Here is a 20385-nt window from a genome sequence, read left to right on the forward strand (position 1 = left end):
AACGCCTACCTACGTGCCGGAACCTACATGCCAGCCCTGGTCGCCGTCCGGCATGACCCCTTGGCCAAGGCCTTCTACGAGCAACTCGTCCGCCGTGGAAAGAAGAAGCGCCAAGCCCTCACGGCGGTCATGCGTAAGTACCTGACAGGCCTGTGGGCCTGTCTGCAGAACAACGAGAACTTCGATACCTCGAAGCTCTTCAGCCCTGAACACCTCAAGAACGCTTGACGGCCAAGAGAGTATCTACAACAGCATGGTCCGCAGGGGTTACAGGCGGGAGCCCTGGTCGGCGGCGAGGATGCCTTCGGGCAAGGCCGAGGCCTCGATATCCTTCGCAAATAACATCACCTGAAACCGCTCACCCATCTGTTCGGGCAAGGTCAGCTTCTTCACTTCCTGGGCGAGCTTGTAGCGCGCGGCTTCATCGGTGAGCATCAGGTAATCGTTCTCGAAGAACTCCTGCATGCCCGCGGCTATCAGGAACGGGGCCTGCGGCATGTACGCGGCGACACCGAAGCCGGCGTTATTGCCCGCTTCGGCAAGACCGGTGAAGTCGACCGAGGCCGTGAGGTCCTGCAGACCGGGTAAATAGAACGCGTCGCCGTGCATGCGATGGCGATAGAACGCGCGCAGCGTGCCGTCCGTGCGTTCCGGCAGGTAGAACTCGCCTCGCGTGTAACCGTAGTCGGCGAACAGCATCGCGCCACGGCGAAGCGAGCCTGCCACGGCCTGCATCCAGTAGGGCAACTGCGGGAGGATCTCCGTGCGATAACCGTTCTCGAAGTCACGACCTAGATCGCGCTCGACATGGCGGACGGCGCCACTGACCAATACATCGGCCGGCCGGTCCGTCCGATGGAAGCGCCCGTCGCCGTCGAGGACCACGTATTCTTCATAGACCTCGCCATCACGAACCGTAAAGCGCGTGGTCGGCAACGCATCGATGACTTCGTTGGCGAAGAGCACACCGTCCCAGTCCTGCTCCGGTGGCCCATCGAGCCATAACGCGCGCGCAAACAACGCCGCCGGCAAGGCGGCATGCAACCGCTCGCGCTGTCGTTCGCGCAGGTCGGCGCTGGGTTCGAGGATCATGAAACGACGCGGCAACCGACCCGCGGCGTCGAGCGCGAGCAACGCGGCTTCCGCGAAGGCGCCACTACCGCCGCCCAGCTCGAGGAAATCGGCGTCGGGACCCAGGGAGGCGAGGACAGGCTCGAAGGCGCGGACCACGCAACGGGCGAAGAGCGTGCCGATTTCCGGAGCGGTGACGAAGTCGCCGTCCGCGCCAAACTTGGCCTTGCCCGCGCTGTAATAGCCAAGGCCCGGCGTGTACAGGCAGCGCTCCATGAAACGCGAAAAAGGCATTGGGCCGTGGGAGGCGATCTCCTCGCGCAGGAGGGCGGCGAGATGATCGGAGTGGGCGCGCTCGTCGGCGCCGGGTTCGGGAAGCTTGGCGTTCATGCCATCAGGATAACGGATGCCGCGCCCCGCTTCAGGGGCGCGGCATCCGGGGCCGATCAGAAATCCTGCTGCAACGACAGGAAGACGCCACGGCGCGGACCGAACTGCGGCGCGCCCACACCGATGCCGGAGCCATCGCGGATTTCATAGGTGCGATCCAGTGCGTTGACCAGGGCCAGCTGGGCATGGGTCTTACCGACACTGGTCAGGTCGAAGTCATGCGCCACGCTGAGATTGAGCTGGAAGTAGCCCGGCAGCGTATCGCCGTTCGGAACGGCGCCGTCGCGACGCAAGCCCGAACCGAACAGATAGTCCGCACCCACGCGGGTGCCCTCGGAGAAGGCGTAGCTGATGCCGCCCGACGAGGTGTACTTCTGGTCGTGATCGAGGTGGATGTAGTTGTTGTAGATGTAAGCGAGATCGTCGGGATTGAAATTGTACTGACCCGTGATGATCCGCTTGCCCACCGAGCGGTTGTACGCGAAGTTGAAGTACGCGGTGAGCGCGCCATCGGTGTAGTTCACCGTAAGCTCGTCGCCCTTGATGCGACCCTGGTCGTAGTTGAAGGTCGAATACACGAGCGCCGTACCGAACTGGCCTTCATCCTGGATACGCGAGACCTTGCGGTAGTAGCTGTCCAGGCCCACGGTCCACTTGTCGCCGATCTTCTGCGAGATGCCCACGTCGTAGTAGCTGGAGCGCTCGGCCAGCGGCGTATCGTCGCCATTGTCCGGCAGCGCATTCGTCGTGCCGGCGAACTTCGCGATGGAGGTCGGGCTGATCTGCTCGCTGGCCGGCGGCGTGAAGTAGCGCGAGTAACCCGCGTGGATGGTCGTGCTGTCGGTCGGCTGGTAGACCAGGCCCAGGCGCGGGCTGAGCTGGCTCTCGGTGCGGAAGGCTTCGTAGCGATCGCCGCGGACGCCGTAGTTCACGGTCCACTTGTCGCCGATGCTCCATTCATCCTGCAGGTACACCGCATAGGTGCGCGCCAGGATGCGGCTGGAATCGAGGATGTTCAGTGGCGTGGTCGAGGTCTGGTTACCGTCGCCATCGGCCGGGAAGACCAGCGAATCGTTGCTCGACGACGCACGCTCGAATGAACCGTACAGGCCGTAGCGCAGCGTGTGATTGTCGCCCAGCGGCGTGGAGAAGTCGGCCTGCAGAGTCGACGCGCGGTTGGCGCGACGCACATCGGAGGCGATGCCGTTGAACATCAGGTCGCCGATGTCGTCCGGCGTGAAGTCCAGGCTGCTGTAACGCTCGCCCGCCGACACCTGGTACGCGGTCGAGCCCATCTTGCCCTGCAGGCTGAGGACGCCGAAGCGCGTCTTCTCCTGCTGGCGCTCGTCCAACTGCGCCGAATCGAAGTTGGTCACGTCGAGGTAGCCGAACTGGGGCGTCTGGCCCGGATTGTTCGGGATCTCGAAGCGATTATTGGTGACGCCGAACATGAAGCTCAGGCGCGTGTCGTTATTGATCAGGTAGGAGACATCGCCAAACGCCTTCACCTGGTTGGTGTGGTCGTGGATCGGCTTGCGGCTGGACGTGGGGTTCTCGATGCCGACATCGTTCTCGAGGTAGTTGGCCGTCAGGAACCAGCTCCAGTCGCCGGACTTGCCGAAGAGCGTCGCGTTCGGGTTCAGCGTGCCGAACTGGCCCCCGGTGATACCGACGGTGCCGCCCACGCCGTCCGTCGGGGTGCGCGTGGTGATATCGACGATAGCCGCGGTGCGCTCGCCGTACTGCGCGGGGAGCGCGCCGGTGAGCAGCTTCACATTGTCGATCATGCGAGCGTCCAGGGTCTGGCCGAAACCGCCGATGCTTTCCGGGATGAGCACGCCGTTGATGCGGTACTGCAGGTTGGCGTGGTCGCCGCGCACGTGCAGCTGGCCGTAGGAATCCTGGACAACACCGGGCGCCTGCAGGATCACCTGGTTCAGCGGCGTGGAGTCGCCCAGCGGCAGCGCCTGGATCGTCTGGCGATCCATGACGTACTGGCTGCTCCCCGTGTCCGGGGAGAGGCTGTTGCGCGCCTCGTCGAGTCGCGCGCTGACGTCGACCGCGCCAAGGTTCGTGGCCTTCTGCGGATCAGTGGTATCGGTGGTGTCCTCCGCAAACACGGGAGCGGCGGACAGGGCTAGGGCGATGCAGAGCGCGAGGCGTGCGGGGGTCATCGGGGACTCTTCTTGGGGTAGCGATGTTATAACGTATCATAACGAAGTCGAAGGATCGGGGAAATCTGTCGAAAGTCACTATCTGCGCGAGTGGTTTCATGGTCCTTTCGCTTCATGGCGGACTCACGTAGCCCACGCGAGGATGTCTCCCATCGCATGCCTGGAGAGACCGATGTCCAAAAAGGACGCTTCCGCTTCGACCTCGAAGGAAATCGTTCCCGTCTCCGCCGACCGAGGCGAAAGCCCCGTCGCCAAGGCGATCCTCGAGTTCGTCAGCCGCATTCCCGCGAGTGATATTCCCCGGGTGAAAGGTGACGCCGCCGAAGAGTGCCGCCGTCTTGCTGCCTCCGCGGCGCAAAAGGCCGCCCTGACGGCGGGCACGCTCGCCCTGCCCCCCGGCCCGTTCGGCTGGTTGACCGTCCTGCCCGAACTCGTCGCCATCTGGCGCATCCAGGGTCAGCTGGTCAGCGACATCGCCGCCGCTTACGGCAAGACCCCCAAGCTCGGCCGCGAGCAGATGCTCTGGTGCCTGTTTCGCCACACCGCTGCGCAGGCCTTCCGTGACGTGGCCATCCGCGTGGGCGACCGCCTCGTCTTCCGCACCACCGCCACCAGCGTGCTGCAGCGCCTGGCCGGACGCATCGGCGTGAGCGTGTCCAAGCGCGCCGTCGGCAAAGGCATTTCCCGCTGGCTGCCCGTCGTCGGCGCACTTGGCGTGGGCGCCTATGCCTACTACGACACCGGCCAGGTGGCGAAGACCGCCATCGACCTCTTCAGCGGCGAAATCCACATCGACGACGAGCCCGACGGCAGCGAGCCCGGCAAAAAGGCAAAGCCGCGCGCGGCCGAAGCCTCAACGACCAAGGTCGCCGCTACGCGCTCGGTAGGAGCCGGCTCTGCCGGCGATAAGCCCGCCACGAGGTCGGCCGCCCGCAAAACCATTCCCGCCGCCACCCGAAAACGCGCCACCACCAAGAAGGCCGTCGCCCGCAAGTCCGCAGGCACCAAGGTCGCGACGTCCACCACGGCTAAGCCGGCCCCGAAGAAAGCGGCAAAGAAAGCCACGAAGAAAGCCACAGCCGGCCGAGCTCCTGCCAAGAAAGCCACCGCTCGCCGAGCTCCCGCCAAAAAATCCACGGCGCGCAGACCGAAAGCCGCAACGTGACGCGCACTCCTGTTTGCGGCAAGCTCCCTGCGGATTAAAAGGGAGTCGCGATGAACAAGCAGCCGGTCATCCTGGTCACCGGAGGTGCGCGCCGCGTCGGTGCCGCCATCGTGCGGCATCTGCATGCCGCCGGCTGTGCCGTCGCTATCCACTTCAGGAGCTCGGCCGACGAAGCCAAAGCGCTTGCCCAGGAACTCAATGCCGCGCGGGCTGACAGTGCCGCTATTTTCCCGGGTGCACTTGAAGACGACGCCACACCTGGCGCACTGATCGCCGCCGTGCTCGAACACTTCGGCAGGCTCGATGGCCTCGTCAACAACGCCTCGGCGTTCTACCCGACGCCGATCGGCGAAACCACCGCTGCACATTGGAACGATCTCTTCGCCGCGAACGCGCGCGCGCCGTTCTTTCTCGCGCAAGCCGCGACGCCAGCCCTGCGTGAAGCGCGCGGGGCGATCGTCAACATCGTCGACATCTATGCCGAGCGACCGCTTGCCGGGCACACCGTCTACTCGATGGCAAAGGCCGCGCTGGTCATGCTGACGCAGGCGCTCGCCAAAGACCTCGCACCGCAGGTGCGCGTGAATGCCGTCGCGCCAGGAGCCATTCTCTGGCCCGCATCAGGCAAGCCTGAAGAAGCTGCGGAAGCGCTGATCGCGAAGACGCCGCTGGCGCGCAAAGGCGAGCCGGACGACGTGGCCGAGGCGGTGCGCTGGTTGTTGCTGGATGCGCATTACACGACGGGGCAGGTCATTCGGGTGGATGGTGGTAGGGCGTTGAGTATTTGAGGGGCGTCGCGAGCGGGCCGCGCCTTTGGCGCGGATCGCCGATGAATCGGCTCCTACAAAAACGAGAAGGCCCCGACGTGTGTCGAGGCCTTGTTCGCCAGAGGTACCGGCGATTACTTCTTTGGGCGAAACGCCGATTCCAGCAGGGCGCGATCGAAGCCCTGCCCCGGATCGCCTTCTTCGGCGAAGCGATACAACGCAGCGGAATAGACGCCGTGCATCGCGGTCTGGAACAGGCTGAGGGCGACGAGGCCGATCACAGCCGCGGCGCCGACGACGAACATCAGCGCGACGGAGTGTGTCGCGACGGCGCCGAAGAAGAGCATGGCGCTGATAAGGATCAGGCCAAAGGTCAGCAGACCGCCTGCCACGCCGATGCCGGCGTTACCGATGAGGTTTTCACCCCAGGTACTCCGCAACAGCGACGTGCTGCGCTTGATCGCGTCGATCGGACCGACGTCCTGCGCGGCGAGCACCGGCACGACCAGGAAGGTGGCCACGGTCCAGCCAAAACCAAGCATGCCGACGACGATGCGACCGATGATGCCGAAGCGTTCCTGCAGCGCGCGAAGGATCATGCCCACGGTGGCGGCAATGAGCGCGTAGCCGATGATGTTCGGCAGCTTGCCCATGGCCAGGCGGATGCCGTCGCCGACGGTCGGGTTGCCGCCATCGAGGCGGATCATCGCGGCCGACGCCAGCGCGGTGTTGAAGAAAATCACCACGGTGTACTGGACGAAGTAGAACAGGAAGCTCACCAGCATGAACATCGGTGAGGCATGCCCACGCTCGCCTTCGAAGCCGGCGCGGTGATGTGCGATGAGGGTGAATACCGGCCACGCGAAGGTGGCGATCACGGCAAGCGAAGCCAGACCCGCGAACAGCGGAAAGAGCATCAGCTCCTTGTCCTGACGGAGGATGTTGGCGCTCGCCTTCATGAGCGCCCAACTGCGTGCGAACTTACCCATTTCCCGATTCCCTTTGGCCCCTTGGTGGAACGCGTTGTAGCACCTTGGGGCAGGAGTTCGCCAGAGCCATTCGCCTGCGGACCGCCTAGCGGGAAGCCCCGACCGCCGTGGTGCACGCATCATCGACGGTCAGCGGCTCGCGTTCCTTCGGGAAAACCGCCCACAACTCAGCCATGGTCCGGCCGTCGACGGGATGGCGAACGGACGGTGCGATGTCCGCCATCGGCTTGAGCACGAAGGCATGGCGCAGCTCCCCGCGCGGCAGCTTCAGATGTCCCTTGCCGCTCAGGACCAGATCGTCGTAAAGCACGATGTCCACGTCGAGCGAGCGGGAGCCAAAGCGCGCACCCCCGCGGATGCGACCGTGGCGATCTTCGAGCGCATGCAGCCAGTCGTTCAACGCCTCGGGGGCGAGATCGCTGTCGATGGCCACGGCCAGATTGAGGAAGTCGGGGCCGTCGAAGCCGACAGCGGCGCTGCGGTATACCGGCGAGACATCGATCTTGCCGAAGCGGGCACGAAGCTCGGCAACGGCAGCGGCAAGCCAGCGCTCCGCGTCGATGTTGGAGCCGAGGCTCAGGTACGCACGGCCGGTTGCGGTCATTCCGGCCGGATGCCGCGTTCGATGCGGACACCCACCGCCTTGGCACCGCGCACGGCGCCGGGTTTGGATAGTTTCAAACGCACCCAGGCCACGCCGAACTCCTCGCGCACGATGTCGGCGCAGCGCTCCGCCAGGGTCTCCACCAGGCCGAAGCTCGACGCTTCCACATACGACTGCAGGCGCTTGGAGATCGACTTGTAGTTGAGCGTATCGGCGATGTCATCGCTGGCGGCAGGCCGGCGGTTGTCGAAGGCCATTTCCAGATCGAACGACAGGGTCTGCCGGATCCGGCGTTCCCAGTCGTAGATGCCGATGACCGCGTCGATACGCAGGTCTTCGATGAAGACGATATCCATGGAGGGGGCGTGGTGCGCTAAAGAGGGCCTTACAGAGTCCGCGACCGACTTGAATTGCGCAAGTAGAGCGGCGCAAGTAAGGCGGCGCAAGTAAGGCCGCTCCTGTCAGGCCGCGGGCAGGCTTTCCAGACTCCAGCGCGGATGCACTTCGATCGTGGCGTCCTGGTGCTGGCCGGACGCCAGACGGATCGCCCCGGCGAGGGCGATCATCGCGCCGTTATCGGTGCAGAAGGCCAGACGCGGGAAATACACCCGGAACCCGTCCTTTGCCCCGGCTTCGGCCAGTTGCTCGCGAAGACGCTTGTTCGCACCGACACCGCCGGCGATCACCAGGCGCTTCGCACCGGTCGCCTCGAGCGCACGCCGGCACTTGATCGCCAGCGTGTCGACGATGGCTTCCTCGAAGGCCCGCGCGACATCGGCGCGGGTCTGGTCGCTCTGGTCGCTCGCCTTCCAGGCCAGCAGCACCTGGGTCTTCAGGCCGGAGAAGCTGAAATCCAGCCCCGGCCGGTCGATCATGGGGCGCGAGAAGCGGAACTTGCCCGGGGTGCCCTGCTCGGCAAGCTTGGCCAGGGCCGGACCGCCCGGATAAGGAAGGCCCATCATCTTGGCCGTCTTGTCGAAGGCCTCGCCCGCGGCGTCGTCGAGGGTGTCGCCGAGGATGGTGTACTCACCGATCGCCTTGACCTCGACCAGCATCGAGTGGCCGCCGGAGACCAGCAGGGCCACGAACGGGGTTTCCGGCGGATCGTCTTCGAGCAGGGGCGCCAGCAGGTGACCTTCCATATGGTGGACACCGATGGCCGGTACGCCGAGCGCCCAGGCCATGGCGCGGGCCGCCGAGGCGCCCACCAGGAGGGCCCCGACCAGGCCGGGCCCGGCCGTATAGGCGACCCCGCCGAGGTCGGCCGGGGTCAGTCCGGCCTCCTTAAGGGCCTCACGGACCAAGGGAACCAGCTTGCGGACATGGTCCCGGCTGGCCAGTTCGGGCACCACGCCGCCGTATTGGGCGTGCAGGGCGATCTGGCTGAAAAGGGCATGGGAAAGCAGGCCGCGGCCCGGCATTTCAGGGTCCCAGCGCAGCAGGGCCACCCCTGTTTCATCACAGGAGGTTTCCACGCCCAAAACAGGCTTTGAAATTTTCGAATCGATCACGTTATAATCCACGGCTCGCCCGGGTACTCCGGGTCAGTTTAATCAAGTGGAGTTTCCATGCCGAGCGTTAAAGTCCGCGAGAACGAGCCTTTCGAGCTTGCCCTCCGCCGCTTCAAGCGTACGTGCGAGAAGGCTGGCGTGCTGGCCGAAACGCGTAAGCGCGAATTTTATGAAAAGCCGACCCAGGAGCGTAAGCGCAAGCGCGCCGCTGCTGTGAAGCGTCACCTGCGCCGTCTGTCCCGCGACACGACGCGCCGGACCCGCATGTACTGATGCCCATCCCGGTCCTTCGCGACCGGGTATGGTACCTCGGCAGGCGCCCTGCGCGCTGCCCGGTGTATTCAGAGCGGAAATCCCGAGCCGGCTTTGCCGAAAGGTAAAGCCGGCTTTTCGTCGTCCCGGAGAAAGCGCATGAGTCTCAAGGCAAAGATCACCGAAGACATGAAAGCCGCCATGAAAAGCGGTGAAAAGGACCGCCTGGCCGTGATCCGCCTGATCCAGGCCCAGATCCAGCAGCGTGAAGTCGACGAGCGGATCGAGCTGGACGACGCCCAGGTCCTGGCGGCGCTCGAAAAGATGCAGAAGCAGCGCCGCGACTCCATCGAGCAGTTCGATAAGGCGGGTCGCACCGACCTGTCCACCATCGAGCGCTACGAGATGGGCGTGATCGGCGCTTACCTGCCGGCCAAGCTCGACGAAGCCGAGCTGGACGCCATCATCGCCGCAGCCATTGCCGAATCGGGTGCCACCACGGCACGCGACATGGGCAAGGTGGTTGCGCTGATCAAGGAAAAGGCGGCGAGTCGTGCGGACATGGCTGCCGTGGCAGGGAAAGTTAAGGCAAAGCTCGCGTAAGCGAGCCACCGCCATGTAGGAGCCGATTCATCGGCGATCCCGCGGCAGCGGGCCAGGGTGTCGCGAGCACCCAGTCGCCGATGAATCGGCTCCCACAAAAGATGCCACCCGATATCAGGTGCCCCAGCATCGGCTTTCACAACGGCGCCACACGCTTGTCATCATTCTCCGCCGCGCGGCTGGCGGACGTTCCTCCGGCGCTGACGGAGGAATCCCATGCTTAAGTACGCCATCATCTTCGGCCTCATCGCGCTGGTTACCGGCGCGCTAGGCTTCAGCCGCGTGTCCGGCTTCGCCGCGACGATCGCCAAGGTCTGTTTCGCCATCTTCCTGATCCTGTTCGTGATCGCGATCCTGGCCGTCATCGGTGTCTTCCACCTGGCGCTCTAAACGGTGATTCGGTCTCCATTCGGACGCGGATGCATGGCATCCTAGGCGACTGATGCGTGGCCGAATTCCCGACAATTTCATCGACGAACTGCTGACCCGCGTCGACATCGTCGACGTGATCGAGCGTCGCGTCCCGCTGAAAAAGGCGGGACGCGAGTGGACCGCCTGCTGCCCGTTCCACAACGAGCGCTCGCCCTCCTTCTACGTGAGCCCGCAGAAGCAGTTCTTTCACTGCTTTGGCTGCGGTGCCCACGGCAGTGCGATCAAGTTCCTCATGGACTACGACCGCCTCGAGTTCCCCGACGCGATCGAGGAGCTCGCTCAGTCCGCCGGCCTGAAGGTGCCGTACGAGGGCAACCGCGACGACAAGCCGCGGGAAGATCGCAGCGACCTCTATACCCTGCTCGACGAAGCCGCCAGCTTTTACCAGCGTGAGCTGGGAAACAGCCCCGAGGCCACGTCCTACGTGGACCGCCGCGGCCTGGACGACGAGATCGTCAAACGCTTCCGCATCGGCTGGGCACCGGCTGGCTTCGACGGCGTGATGAAGGCCCTGGGCACGAACGATCGCCGGCGCCAGCTGCTCAATGAAGCCGGCATGGTGGCCAGCAACGAGCGCGGCAACAAATATGACCGGTTCCGTGAACGGGTGATGTTCCCGATCCTCGACCGCCGCGGCCGCGTGATCGCCTTCGGCGGCCGCGTGTTGTCGTCGGACCAGAGCCCCAAGTATCTCAATTCGCCCGAGACTCCCCTCTTTCACAAGGGCAAGGAGCTGTTCGCCCTGTGGCAGGTGAAACAGGCGAACCAGACCGTCACCCGGATCATGGTGGTCGAGGGCTACATGGACGTCATCGCCCTGCACCAGGCGGGGCTGCCGATCGCCGTCGCCACACTGGGCACGGCGACCACGCCCGAACATGCCGAAGTGCTTTTCCGTACGGCGCCCGATGTCTATTTCTGCTTCGACGGCGACCGTGCCGGCAAGGCAGCGGCGTGGCGCGCACTGGAATCCGTGCTGCCGCGCATGCGCGACGGCCGCCAGGCCCACTTCCTGTTCCTGCCCGACGGCGAAGATCCCGACACACTGGTACGCAAGGAAGGCAAGGACGGCTTCGAGAAGCGCATGAAGGAGTCGATGCCGATGTCCGAGTACTTCTTCGAAGAGCTCGCCAGGGACGTCGACGTCACCCGCCTGGACGGCCGCGCCCGCCTCGCTGAACGCGCCCGCCCGCTCATCGCCAAACTGCCTGACGGCGCCTTCCGCGACCTCATGGGCCAGGAGCTCGAGCGGCGTACGGGCGCCAAGGCCGTGCTCGAGCCCGAGCCGGCGCCGAATCGCTCCAACCAGGTACGCCCGGCCAACGTGCAGCGCAGCCTGGTTCGTAGCGCGATCACCCTGCTCCTGGCGCAGCCGGCGCTGGCCGATGAGGTCGAGCCGCCGTACGCCTTCCTGCGCCTGGACCGTCCCGGCGTGAACCTGCTGTCGGAACTGATCGACGTGGCGCGCTCCCGGCCAGGGATCAATCCCGCCGTGCTGGTTGAGTATTTTCTTGACCGGCCCGAGTACGCCTCTCTGCAAAAGCTCATGCAGGCCGAGGTGGTGGGCGACGCCGATATGCAGCGAGTCGAGTTCCTGGGTTCGCTGGATCAGATGCAACGCCAGGCCGTGACACAACGCCGCGAGTACCTTATCGGCCGTAGCCGCGAAGGCGTTCTCGACGATACGGAAAAGGCCGAACTACGCGTCCTGCTGGCTGCGCGCTCCGCACCGACCCCGGTGGACGAATGATGCGCTGCACCGCGAGATTAACGCGATCCGTGGGATCATCCGACCCTCGTACCCTGAAGGGACCGGCCGGGACCGGACTTGCGCGTCGCTGATGGATTTATTGAATCACCTCGTCGATCTTTTCGGGCAGAACGGCTACGCAGCTGTTTTCCTCGCCCTGATGCTCTGCGGAGCAGGGGCGCCCCTGCCGGAAGACATCACCCTGGTGGCTGGCGGCATCATCACCGGCCTCGGTTACGGCGACGTCCATACGATGGTCGGCGTCGGCATGGCGGGCGTGCTGGTCGGCGATTCCACGATGTTCCTGCTCGGGCGCCATTTCGGCGCGCGCATCCTGCGCTGGCGCTTCGTTGCCCGCCTGCTCACTCCCGAACGCTACGCCAAGGTGCAGGAGAAGTTCGAGCGCTACGGCAACCGCATGATGTTCGTCGCCCGCTTCCTGCCGGGCATGCGCACCGCCGTGTTCATCACCGCCGGGGCCACCCACCGCGTGGGTTTCTTCCGCTTCCTTCTGCTCGACGGACTGGCCGCGGCGATCAGCGTGCCGCTGTGGGTGTACCTGGGTTATTTCGGTGCGCATAACCACGAATGGCTGGCCATGTGGATCCACCGTGGACAGACCGGCATCTGGCTGGCCATCGCCGCTGCGCTGATCGCGCTCGCCGCGTTGTGGTGGCGCCGCAAGAAGGCGACTCGGGACTGCTGAGGCTTTTGTGAGAGCCCGCTTTGTGTGGGAGCCGGCTATGCCGGCGATGGGGTTGAGGCGGCCTGGCTATCGCCGCTGAAGCGGCTCCCACAATCGCCGATGAGTCGGCTCCTACAGAGAGCCCTGGCCCACTTCGGCGAACAGCCACTCGCGGAACACCATGGTCTCTTCACGCGATACCGCGTCGCGCGAGATCGCCAGGTAGTAGGTGTGCTGAAGCGGCACATCGATCCGGAACGGCTCGGCGAGTCGACCTGCGGCGAGGTCGTAGGCGACGAGCAGGTTCTGCGCCAGCGCCACGCCCTGCCCTTCGATCGCCGCCTGCAGCATCATCGTGCCGTCGCCGAAGCCCATGTCGCGCGAGACCACGGCGGTCTCCAGGCCGGCGCGCTCGAACCACTGCTCCCAACTGACTGCCGACGCGGCGCGACGACCGGGCCGCTCGTGCAGTAACAGGTGGTCGGCGAGGTCGGCCGGGCCGTGGATGCGCTCGGCGAGGGACGGCGCGCAGACGGGGGTATATCCACTGGTGGCCAGGATGGACTGGTCACCCCCTTCGCTCAGGCGATCGTCGATAGCGAGGTCCCAACTTGCCTCGTCCGCCCCGTCGGTGACGACCTCGACGGCGATATCGGGGTGCCTCGAAAAGAAGCGGAAAAGCCTCGGTACCAGCCATTTCGTACCGAAGGTCGGCGGTACGGAGACCCTCAACGAGGCATTGCGCTCGCCCATCACCTGGTCGGTGGCATGTTGCAGCGCACGAAAAACGTCGCGGACTCGCGGGAAATAGTTCTCCCCGGCGGCGGTCAGCGAGAGTCGATTGTTGCTACGCACAAAAAGAGCTGTGCCCAGGTACCCCTCAAGCAATTTGACTTGCGCACTGACCGCAGCCGCCGTCAACGAGAGCTCTTCACCGGCCTTGGTGAAGCTCAAATGTTGCGCTGCAAGTTCGAAGACTCGCACGGCGTTGAGAGGTAACGAGCGCTTCATTGCGGACTCATTCAAAAAAACTTGGGGAAGCCCCGGAGAAATTCTAGTTTGCCTGTCTCGACAGGTGCCGCCAATCATCCGTGGCGCTTTCGAACGGACCCGCGATGAACATCCTCACCATCGACACCGGTACCACCAACACCCGCGTCACCGTCTGGACCGACGGCGAGGTGGTCGCGCAGGCCGCGCGGCAGGTCGGTGTGCGCGATACCGCGATCACCGGCAGCACGAAGAAACTCGAGGATAGCCTCCGCGAAACCATCGCCGAGGCGCTGGTTTCGGCCCAGCTCGAACGCACCGATATCGGCCTTGCCGTGGCCTCCGGCATGATCACCTCGAATGTCGGGCTGTGCGAAATTCCGCACGTACCGGCCCCGGCAGGGATCGATGATATGGCCAGGGCCATGCGCGAACACCGTGTCGAGAACGTCTGGCATGCGCCGATCTGGTTCGTTCCCGGCGTACGCAACGCGGTCGAGCACATCGGCCTGCACAACTGCGAAGCGATGGACATGATGCGTGGCGAGGAGGTCGAGTCGTTCGCCCTTGTCGAGCGCCTCGGCCTCAACGAACCGACAGTGGTGGTGCTGCCGGGCTCGCATTCGAAGTTCGTCAGCATCGACAAGGACCGCCGCATCGATGGCTGCGTGACCACGCTGGCGGGTGAGCTGCTGCACGTGATCTCGCATGACACCATTCTTGCCGGCTCGCTGAAAGAAGGCTTCGCCAAGCGCATCGATCCTGAAATGCTGCTGGCTGGCGCTGCTTCGGCGAACAAGATCGGTCTGGGCCGCGCCTGCTTCAGCGTGCGCATCCTCGACCAGTTCGCCGTGTACGACGCCAACGCGCGCGCGAACTTCCTGCTCGGCGCCGTGCTCGGCTCCGACCTGCTCACGCTCAAGAATTCCAGCGCGATCCGGATGAGTCCGGGTACACGCTTCGTCGTCAGCGGCAAGCCCATCCTGCGCGAAGCGATCGCGCGGCTGGTCGAGGGCGACGATTTCTTCTCCGGCACCGTCACGGTGCTGGGCGATGACGAACAGCGCGACCTTGCGGGATACGGCGCCATTGCCGTTGCCCGTCGTCGCGGCCTGGTCGACTGAAAACAACGAGTCATTCGAGGAGGGAACGCATGAAGATGAAGATTGCCCTGGGCCTACGCGCCCTTGCCGTGGCACTGGCCATGGCCTCCGCACCGGCCTTCGCGGCCGATGAGCCGGTCAAGATCGGTTTTGTCGTCAAGCAGGCCGAGGAACCCTGGTTCCAGGACGAGTGGAAGTACGCCGAGCAGGCCGCCAAGGAAAAGGGCTTCACCCTGGTCAAGATCGCCGCGCCCGATGGTGGCACGGTGCTCACCGCCATCGACAACCTGAAGGCTCAGCACGCGCAGGGTTTCATCATCTGCACGCCGGACGTGAAGCTCGGTCCGTCCATCGTGGCCAAAGCCAAAATCGACAACCTCAAGCTGATGACGGTCGACGACCGCCTTATCGACGGTTCCGGCAAGCCGATCGAAGCCGTGCCGCACATGGGCATCTCGGCGAGCAAGATCGGTGAGCAGGTCGGCCAGGCTATCGCCGCCGAAATGAAGAAGCGTGGCTGGAAGCCGGAAGAGACCGGTGCGCTGCGCATCTCCTACGACCAGCTGCCCACAGCCAAGGACCGCACCGATGGCGCCGTGGCTGCGCTCACCGCGGCCGGGTTCCCCAAGGCCAACGTGATCAACGCACCCGAAGCCAAGACCGATACCGAGAACGCGTTCAACGCGGCGAACATCGCGATCACGCAGAACCCGAAGTTCAAGCACTGGATCGCTTTCGGCCTGAACGACGAAGCTGTGCTCGGTGCCGTGCGTGCCGCGGAAGGTCGCGGTTTCCGCGCCGACAACATGATCGGCGTGGGCATCGGCGGCAGCAAGTCGGCGCTTAACGAGTTCGCCAAGGCCGAACCCACGGGTTTCTTCGGCAGCGTGCTGATCAGCCCGAAGCGTCATGGTTATGAGACCTCGGTGAATATGTACGAGTGGGTCAAGAACGGCAAGGCTCCGCCGCCGCTCACCCTGACCACCGGCATGCTCACCACCCGCGCCAATGTCGCCGAAATCCGTAAGGAAATGGGTCTTTGACGATGACCGACGCACCACGCCTGGAATTCCGGCATATCGGGAAGACCTTTCCGGGCGTGCGTGCGCTCGGTGATGTCAGCTTCGCCGTGCGCGCCGGTAGCGTGCACGGCCTGCTCGGTGAGAACGGGGCAGGCAAGTCCACGATGATGAAAATCCTCGGCGGGGAGTACATCCCCGACGAGGGCGAGGTGGCGATCGACGGCCAGGCGAAGCATTTCCGCAAGGCCGCCGACGCCATTGCCTCCGGTGTGGCAGTGATCCACCAGGAGCTCCAGTACGTACCGGAACTCTCGGTCATGGAGAACCTGCTGATCGGCCGGCTACCCACACGTTTCGGCCTGGTCGACCGCCGCAAGGCGCTCGCCTGGACCCGCGAGAAACTCGATGCCCTCGGCGTGGATCTCGATCCACGCGCGAAGCTCAAGCAGCTTTCGATCGGCCAGCGCCAGATGGTCGAGATCGTCAAGGCGATCCTTCGCGACGCGAAGATCCTCGCCCTCGACGAACCGACCAGCTCGCTGTCCCACCGCGAGACCGAAGTCCTCTTCCGCCTCGTGCGCGACCTGCGTGCGCAGGGCAAGGCGATGATCTACATCTCGCATCGGCTCGACGAGATCTTCGAACTCTGCGACGCAGCGACGATCTTCCGCGACGGCCGCAAGGTGGCCGACTTCGACACGCTCGAAGGCGTCACCCGCGACCAGCTCGTGCAGCGCATGGTCGGCCGCGAGATCAGTGACATCTTCGGTTACCGACCGCGCGAACACGGCAAGGTGCGTCTCGCCGTGCAGGGCGTGACGGGACGTGCCGTCCCGGCACCGGTCAGTTTTGAGGTGAAGGCGGGTGAGATCGTCGGCTTCTTCGGCCTCGTCGGTGCGGGTCGTAGCGAAGTGATGCGCGTGATCTATGGCGCGGACCGGCGCACCGCGGGTGCGGTGCACGTGGACGGTGAGGCGATCAAGGCCTCGCATATCCGCGACTCGATCCAGCATGGCCTGGTGTTCTGCCCGGAAGACCGCAAGGAAGACGGCATCATCGGCGTGCGCTCGGTATCGGAGAACATCAACATCAGCGCGCGGCGCAACCACCTCGTCGCGGGCCTGTTCGTCAACGACCGTAACGAGGCGAAAGTCGCCGACACCTATATCGATCGCCTGCGCATTCGTACGCCGAACCGACGCCAGGAGATTCGCCTGCTCTCGGGCGGCAACCAACAGAAAGCCGTGCTCTCGCGCTGGCTGGCTGAGAAAGACCTGCGTGTGCTCATTGTCGACGAGCCCACCCGTGGCATCGACGTGGGCGCCAAGAACGAGATCTATAACGTCCTCTACGAACTCGCCGAACGTGGCGTGGCCGTGGTGGTCATTTCCAGCGAACTGCCCGAAGTGCTCGGCGTGTCCGACCGCGTCGTCACCATGTGCCGTGGCCGGATCACCGCGCAGTTCCAACGTACCGAGGCGAACGAGGCGGACGTGCTCGCCGCCGCGCTTCCCGAAGGCGCCAGCGCCACCCCGATGAGGAACACCTGAGCCATGACCGAGACCAACGCCGCCGCTATCGGCGCGAAGCAAGCCGAAACGCCCGACGCGCGCCGACGCGCCATGTTCTGGCGCGTCGTCGACGATTACAGCCTCATCGGCATCTTCATCGTGCTGTTCGGCGTGCTGAGCGCCACGGTGCAGTACTTCTTCTCATGGGACAACATCGTTGGCCTCGCCCTGTCGGTCTCGCAGATCGGCATGGTCGCCTGCACGATGATGTTCTGCCTGGCTTCGCGTGACTTCGATCTTTCGGTCGGCTCGACCGTCGCCTTCGCCGGCGTCTGCTGCGCCATCGTCTCCAACGCCACCGGCAGTGTCGCGCTGGGCATCGCCGCCAGCCTGGTCGCCGGTGCGCTGATCGGCTTCGTCAACGGCGTGGTGATCGCCAAGCTCAATATCAACGCGCTGATCACGACGCTGGCGACCATGGAAATCGTCCGCGGCCTCGCCTTCATCACCTCGCAGGGCCAGGCGGTCGGTGTCACCAGCGAAGCTTTCTTCACCCTCGGTAGCGCCGAGCTGTTCGGCCTGCCTGTGCCGGTCTGGGTCACCCTGGCCTGCTTCGTGGTCTTCGGTGTCCTGCTGAACAAGACGATCTACGGCCGCAATACCCTCGCGATCGGCGGCAATCCGGACGCGGCACGCCTTGCCGGTGTCTCGGTGGACCGCGTACGCATCGCCATCTTCCTGATCCAGGGCCTGGTGGCGGCACTGGCGGGCATCATCCTCGCCTCGCGCATGACCAGCGGCCAGCCGAACGCCGGCCAGGGCTTCGAGTTGAACGTGATTTCGGCCTGCGTGCTGGGCGGCGTGTCGCTCATGGGCGGCCGTGCGAGCATTAGCGGCGTGCTCGTTGGCGTTCTCATCATGGGCACTGTGCAGAATGCGATGAGTCTCATGAACATCGACGCCTTCTACCAGTATCTCGTCCGCGGCACGATCCTGCTGATTGCGGTGCTGGTGGACCAGCTCAAGAACCGGAGGCAATCCCGCTGATGACAGACACCTTCATTCCCCTCTCCGCCCATCGACAGGCCCACGCCGAAGGCGTGATCTGGGACGACTTGATGGGCCTGGTCCGCTGGACCGACATCGGCGCGTCGCGGCTCTACACGTATGACCCGACCACGGGGGCCACGACCGAGACGAGCCTGCCCGCTCGCCTGTGCTGTTTCGCCCTGACCGACGAGCCCGGCGTGCTGCTGCTCGCCCTCGAGAAGCAACTCGCCCGCTTCGACACGCGTGTCGCCGGGTCCCTCGTGGTGCTCGAGGACATCGAGCCGGAGCTGCCGGGTACGCGCGCCAATGACGGTCGCTGCGATCGCGGCGGCAACCTGATCTTCGGCACGCTCAACGAGCGCGGGCCGGAACAGGTCGCCTCGTTCTGGCGGTATTCGCGCGAGGGCAAGCTGGCCCGGCTCGCCCTGCCCAAGGCCGCCATCACCAACAGCATCTGCTTCAGCCCGGACGGTGAAACGATGTACTTCACCGACTCGCCCACGGCGAAGATCATGGCCTGTCGCTACGACGCGGCCAGCGGCGAGGTGGAGCACATTCGCGAGTTCGTCCAGCTTGAGAAGGGCCTCGAGCCCGACGGCTCGACGGTCGATGCCGAAGGCTTCGTCTGGAACACCCAGTGGGGTGGATCGCGCGTCCTGCGCTATGCGCCGGACGGACGCGTGGACATGACCATTGAGCTGCCTGCCCGTCAGCCGAGCTGCGTGGCCTTCATCGGTCCCACGCTGGACCGCCTGGTCATCACATCGGCCAGCAAGGGCCTCGACGACGCTGTCGTCCGTGCCGAACCGCTGAACGGCGCTATATTCATCGGTACGCCGGCGCGAGGGCGCGGGCTGCCAGAGGCCCGCTACGGGCAAGGAACCCAGGCATGAGTACTGCGACACAAGCCGATCCGCGCACGACACCCCTCCCGCGACTGGCTGGCAAGGTCGCCATCGTCACCGGCGCCACGCAGGGCATCGGCGCGGCAACCGCGAAGCTCTTCGCCGCCCATGGCGCGAAAGTGGTGCTCAACGTGCTTGAGGACAACGCGCAGGCACGTGCCACGCTGGCCGATCTGAACACGGACGACGCCATGTTGTTCGAGGCCGACGTGACCGACGCCGCAGCCATCGCCCGCATGGTCGCCGCGGCCACGGAACGGTTCGGCCCGCCCGACGTCCTCATCAACAATGCCGGCATCAACGTCTTCAACGACCCGCTGTCGCTTACCGAGGACGAGTGGACACGTTGCTTCGACGTGGACCTCAAAGGCGCCTGGAATTGCGCCAGGGCCGTCCTGCCGGGCATGCTCGAGGTCGGTCACGGCAGCATCGTGAACATCGCATCCGTGCACGGCCACAAGATCATTCCGCACTGTTTTCCCTATCCCGTTGCCAAGCATGGCCTGATCGGCCTGACCAAGGCACTGGGCATCGAGTACGCCGCCCGCGGCATCCGCGTGAATTCGATCTCGCCGGGCCTTATCCTCACCGCCATCGCCGAGGCCGGCTTCGCTGCCGCGCCGGATCCCGCCGCGGAACGGAAACGCCAGACGGATATCCTGCCGAACAAGCGGATCGGCGAACCGCAAGAAGTTGCTTACACTGCACTCTTCCTCGCTTCCGACGAGGCGCGCTACATCAACGCCGCCGATATCCGTATCGACGGCGGCCGCTCACAGCTTTACCACGAGAACTGATATGGCCTGGCCCACCGCGCTACCGCTCATCGCCATCCTGCGTGGCATCACGCCCAAGGATGTCGTCGAGCACGTCGAAGCACTGATCGAAGCCGGGTTCGACGCCATCGAGATCCCGCTCAACTCGCCGGACTGGCAGACCAGCATCCCGCTGGCCGTGCGCGCAGCCGGTGATCGCGCGCTCGTCGGTGCGGGTACGGTACTCAGCGTGGATCTCGCCGGCCAGGTTGCCGACCTGGGCGGTCATCTCATGGTCACGCCGAACACCGATCCCGACGTCATCCGTCATGCACGGCGCCGCGGTCTTTACACCGCCATCGGCTTCATGACGCCGAGCGAAGCGTTCGCCGCGCTGGCCGCCGGTGCGCAGTCGCTCAAGCTGTTCCCGTCGTCCAATCTCGGTCCGTCGTACATCAAGGCGATCCGGGCGGTGTTGCCGCCGGATGTGCCCCTGCTCGCTGTGGGCGGTGTCACACCCGAGAATCTCGGCCAGTTCCTCGATGCCGGTTGCATCGGCGCGGGCCTGGGCGGCGACCTCTACAAGCCCGGCCAGCCCGTCTCGCGCACCCGCGAACAGGCCGCCGCTTTCGTCAAAGCCTATCGCTCGAACTGAC

General features: G+C 64.9%; 21 protein-coding genes and 1 pseudogene. 15 read left to right on the plus strand and 7 right to left on the minus strand.

Annotated elements, in window-relative coordinates:
* Positions 1-228 (plus strand): annotated as a pseudogene (locus AC1DSN_RS00005) (hypothetical protein); the annotation flags it as partial.
* 39 nt (positions 229-267) lie between these two features.
* Here the strand turns inward: AC1DSN_RS00005 and AC1DSN_RS00010 are convergent.
* Together AC1DSN_RS00010 and AC1DSN_RS00015 are read right to left on the minus strand one after the other, a co-directional pair.
* Positions 268-1461, minus strand: a complete 1194-nt coding sequence (locus AC1DSN_RS00010) for a class I SAM-dependent methyltransferase (RefSeq protein ID WP_477329166.1) — start codon at positions 1459-1461, stop codon at positions 268-270.
* A 56-nt stretch (positions 1462-1517) separates the two neighbouring features.
* A complete protein-coding gene (locus AC1DSN_RS00015; RefSeq protein ID WP_477329168.1) occupies positions 1518-3635 on the minus strand; it encodes a TonB-dependent receptor in 2118 nt (705 codons plus the stop codon).
* A gap of 172 nt (positions 3636-3807) precedes the next feature.
* Between AC1DSN_RS00015 and AC1DSN_RS00020 the strand changes: the two genes are divergently transcribed.
* Positions 3808-4800: a hypothetical protein gene (locus tag AC1DSN_RS00020; protein WP_477329170.1), complete on the plus strand. Its 993-nt coding sequence runs from the start codon at positions 3808-3810 to the stop codon at positions 4798-4800.
* 50 nt (positions 4801-4850) lie between these two features.
* Positions 4851-5588 carry a pteridine reductase gene (locus AC1DSN_RS00025; protein WP_477293931.1) on the plus strand — a complete coding sequence of 246 codons (738 nt, stop codon included), beginning with the start codon at positions 4851-4853 and terminating at the stop codon, positions 5586-5588.
* Positions 5589-5701: 113 nt separating this feature from the next.
* On the opposite strand, the gene AC1DSN_RS00030 is transcribed toward AC1DSN_RS00025, so the two are convergent.
* From AC1DSN_RS00030 to tsaD, 4 genes are all read right to left on the minus strand, one after another.
* Positions 5702-6556: a DUF6159 family protein gene (locus tag AC1DSN_RS00030; RefSeq protein ID WP_213949273.1), complete on the minus strand. Its 855-nt coding sequence runs from the start codon at positions 6554-6556 to the stop codon at positions 5702-5704.
* A gap of 85 nt (positions 6557-6641) precedes the next feature.
* The gene (gene folK, locus AC1DSN_RS00035) at positions 6642-7160 is read right to left on the minus strand and encodes a 2-amino-4-hydroxy-6-hydroxymethyldihydropteridine diphosphokinase (RefSeq protein WP_477293933.1); all 519 of its coding nucleotides are present in this window, start codon (positions 7158-7160) and stop codon (positions 6642-6644) included.
* Positions 7157-7516, minus strand: coding sequence for a dihydroneopterin aldolase (gene folB / locus AC1DSN_RS00040; RefSeq protein ID WP_063571469.1), 360 nt, complete (start codon positions 7514-7516; stop codon positions 7157-7159). Before folB ends, folK begins: the two co-directional genes overlap by 4 nt.
* A 105-nt stretch (positions 7517-7621) precedes the next feature.
* Positions 7622-8635: a tRNA (adenosine(37)-N6)-threonylcarbamoyltransferase complex transferase subunit TsaD gene (tsaD, locus tag AC1DSN_RS00045; RefSeq protein ID WP_477329172.1), complete on the minus strand. Its 1014-nt coding sequence runs from the start codon at positions 8633-8635 to the stop codon at positions 7622-7624.
* A gap of 93 nt (positions 8636-8728) precedes the next feature.
* On the opposite strand from tsaD, the gene rpsU reads away from it, so the two are divergent.
* The 5 genes from rpsU (at position 8729) to AC1DSN_RS00070 (ending at position 12414) form a co-directional block, all read left to right on the plus strand.
* Entirely contained in the window at positions 8729-8944 is a 216-nt protein-coding gene (gene rpsU, locus AC1DSN_RS00050; RefSeq protein WP_029213735.1) for a 30S ribosomal protein S21, read from the plus strand.
* A 138-nt stretch (positions 8945-9082) separates the two neighbouring features.
* A complete protein-coding gene (locus tag AC1DSN_RS00055) occupies positions 9083-9526 on the plus strand; it encodes a GatB/YqeY domain-containing protein (RefSeq protein ID WP_477293937.1) in 444 nt (147 codons plus the stop codon).
* 216 nt (positions 9527-9742) lie between these two features.
* The gene (locus AC1DSN_RS00060) at positions 9743-9916 is read left to right on the plus strand and encodes a DUF1328 domain-containing protein (RefSeq protein WP_477293939.1); all 174 of its coding nucleotides are present in this window, start codon (positions 9743-9745) and stop codon (positions 9914-9916) included.
* Between the two features lie 52 nt (positions 9917-9968).
* Positions 9969-11708 (plus strand): DNA primase, encoded by a 1740-nt coding sequence (gene dnaG / locus AC1DSN_RS00065; RefSeq protein WP_213949268.1) that lies wholly within the window; start codon positions 9969-9971, stop codon positions 11706-11708.
* Positions 11709-11799: 91 nt separating this feature from the next.
* A complete protein-coding gene (locus tag AC1DSN_RS00070) occupies positions 11800-12414 on the plus strand; it encodes a DedA family protein (RefSeq protein ID WP_063571164.1) in 615 nt (204 codons plus the stop codon).
* Between the two features lie 111 nt (positions 12415-12525).
* Here the strand turns inward: AC1DSN_RS00070 and AC1DSN_RS00075 are convergent, their stop codons facing one another.
* Positions 12526-13404 carry a LysR substrate-binding domain-containing protein gene (locus tag AC1DSN_RS00075; protein WP_063571165.1) on the minus strand — a complete coding sequence of 293 codons (879 nt, stop codon included), beginning with the start codon at positions 13402-13404 and terminating at the stop codon, positions 12526-12528.
* Positions 13405-13508: 104 nt separating this feature from the next.
* Between AC1DSN_RS00075 and AC1DSN_RS00080 the strand changes: the two genes are divergently transcribed.
* From AC1DSN_RS00080 to AC1DSN_RS00110, 7 genes are read left to right on the plus strand one after another with little or no spacing between them, the layout of a single operon-like run.
* Positions 13509-14507, plus strand: coding sequence for a 2-dehydro-3-deoxygalactonokinase (locus AC1DSN_RS00080; RefSeq protein WP_213949267.1), 999 nt, complete (start codon positions 13509-13511; stop codon positions 14505-14507).
* A gap of 29 nt (positions 14508-14536) precedes the next feature.
* Positions 14537-15529, plus strand: coding sequence for an arabinose ABC transporter substrate-binding protein (locus tag AC1DSN_RS00085; protein WP_063571167.1), 993 nt, complete (start codon positions 14537-14539; stop codon positions 15527-15529).
* 2 nt (positions 15530-15531) lie between these two features.
* Positions 15532-17058 (plus strand): L-arabinose ABC transporter ATP-binding protein AraG, encoded by a 1527-nt coding sequence (gene araG / locus AC1DSN_RS00090; protein ID WP_063571168.1) that lies wholly within the window; start codon positions 15532-15534, stop codon positions 17056-17058.
* A 3-nt stretch (positions 17059-17061) separates the two neighbouring features.
* Positions 17062-18066, plus strand: coding sequence for an L-arabinose ABC transporter permease AraH (gene araH / locus AC1DSN_RS00095; protein ID WP_213949266.1), 1005 nt, complete (start codon positions 17062-17064; stop codon positions 18064-18066).
* A complete protein-coding gene (locus AC1DSN_RS00100; protein WP_213949265.1) occupies positions 18066-18962 on the plus strand; it encodes an SMP-30/gluconolactonase/LRE family protein in 897 nt (298 codons plus the stop codon). The genes araH and AC1DSN_RS00100 overlap by 1 nt, the downstream gene beginning before the upstream one ends.
* Complete coding sequence (locus AC1DSN_RS00105) at positions 18959-19771, plus strand: SDR family oxidoreductase (protein WP_477293949.1); 813 nt, start codon at positions 18959-18961, stop codon at positions 19769-19771. The genes AC1DSN_RS00100 and AC1DSN_RS00105 overlap by 4 nt, the downstream gene beginning before the upstream one ends.
* 1 nt (position 19772) lies before the next feature.
* Entirely contained in the window at positions 19773-20384 is a 612-nt protein-coding gene (locus AC1DSN_RS00110) for a 2-dehydro-3-deoxy-6-phosphogalactonate aldolase (RefSeq protein WP_477293951.1), read from the plus strand.
* Position 20385 lies beyond the last annotated feature (1 nt).

The organism is Luteibacter sp. P4_D7_3 (assembly GCF_056401735.1).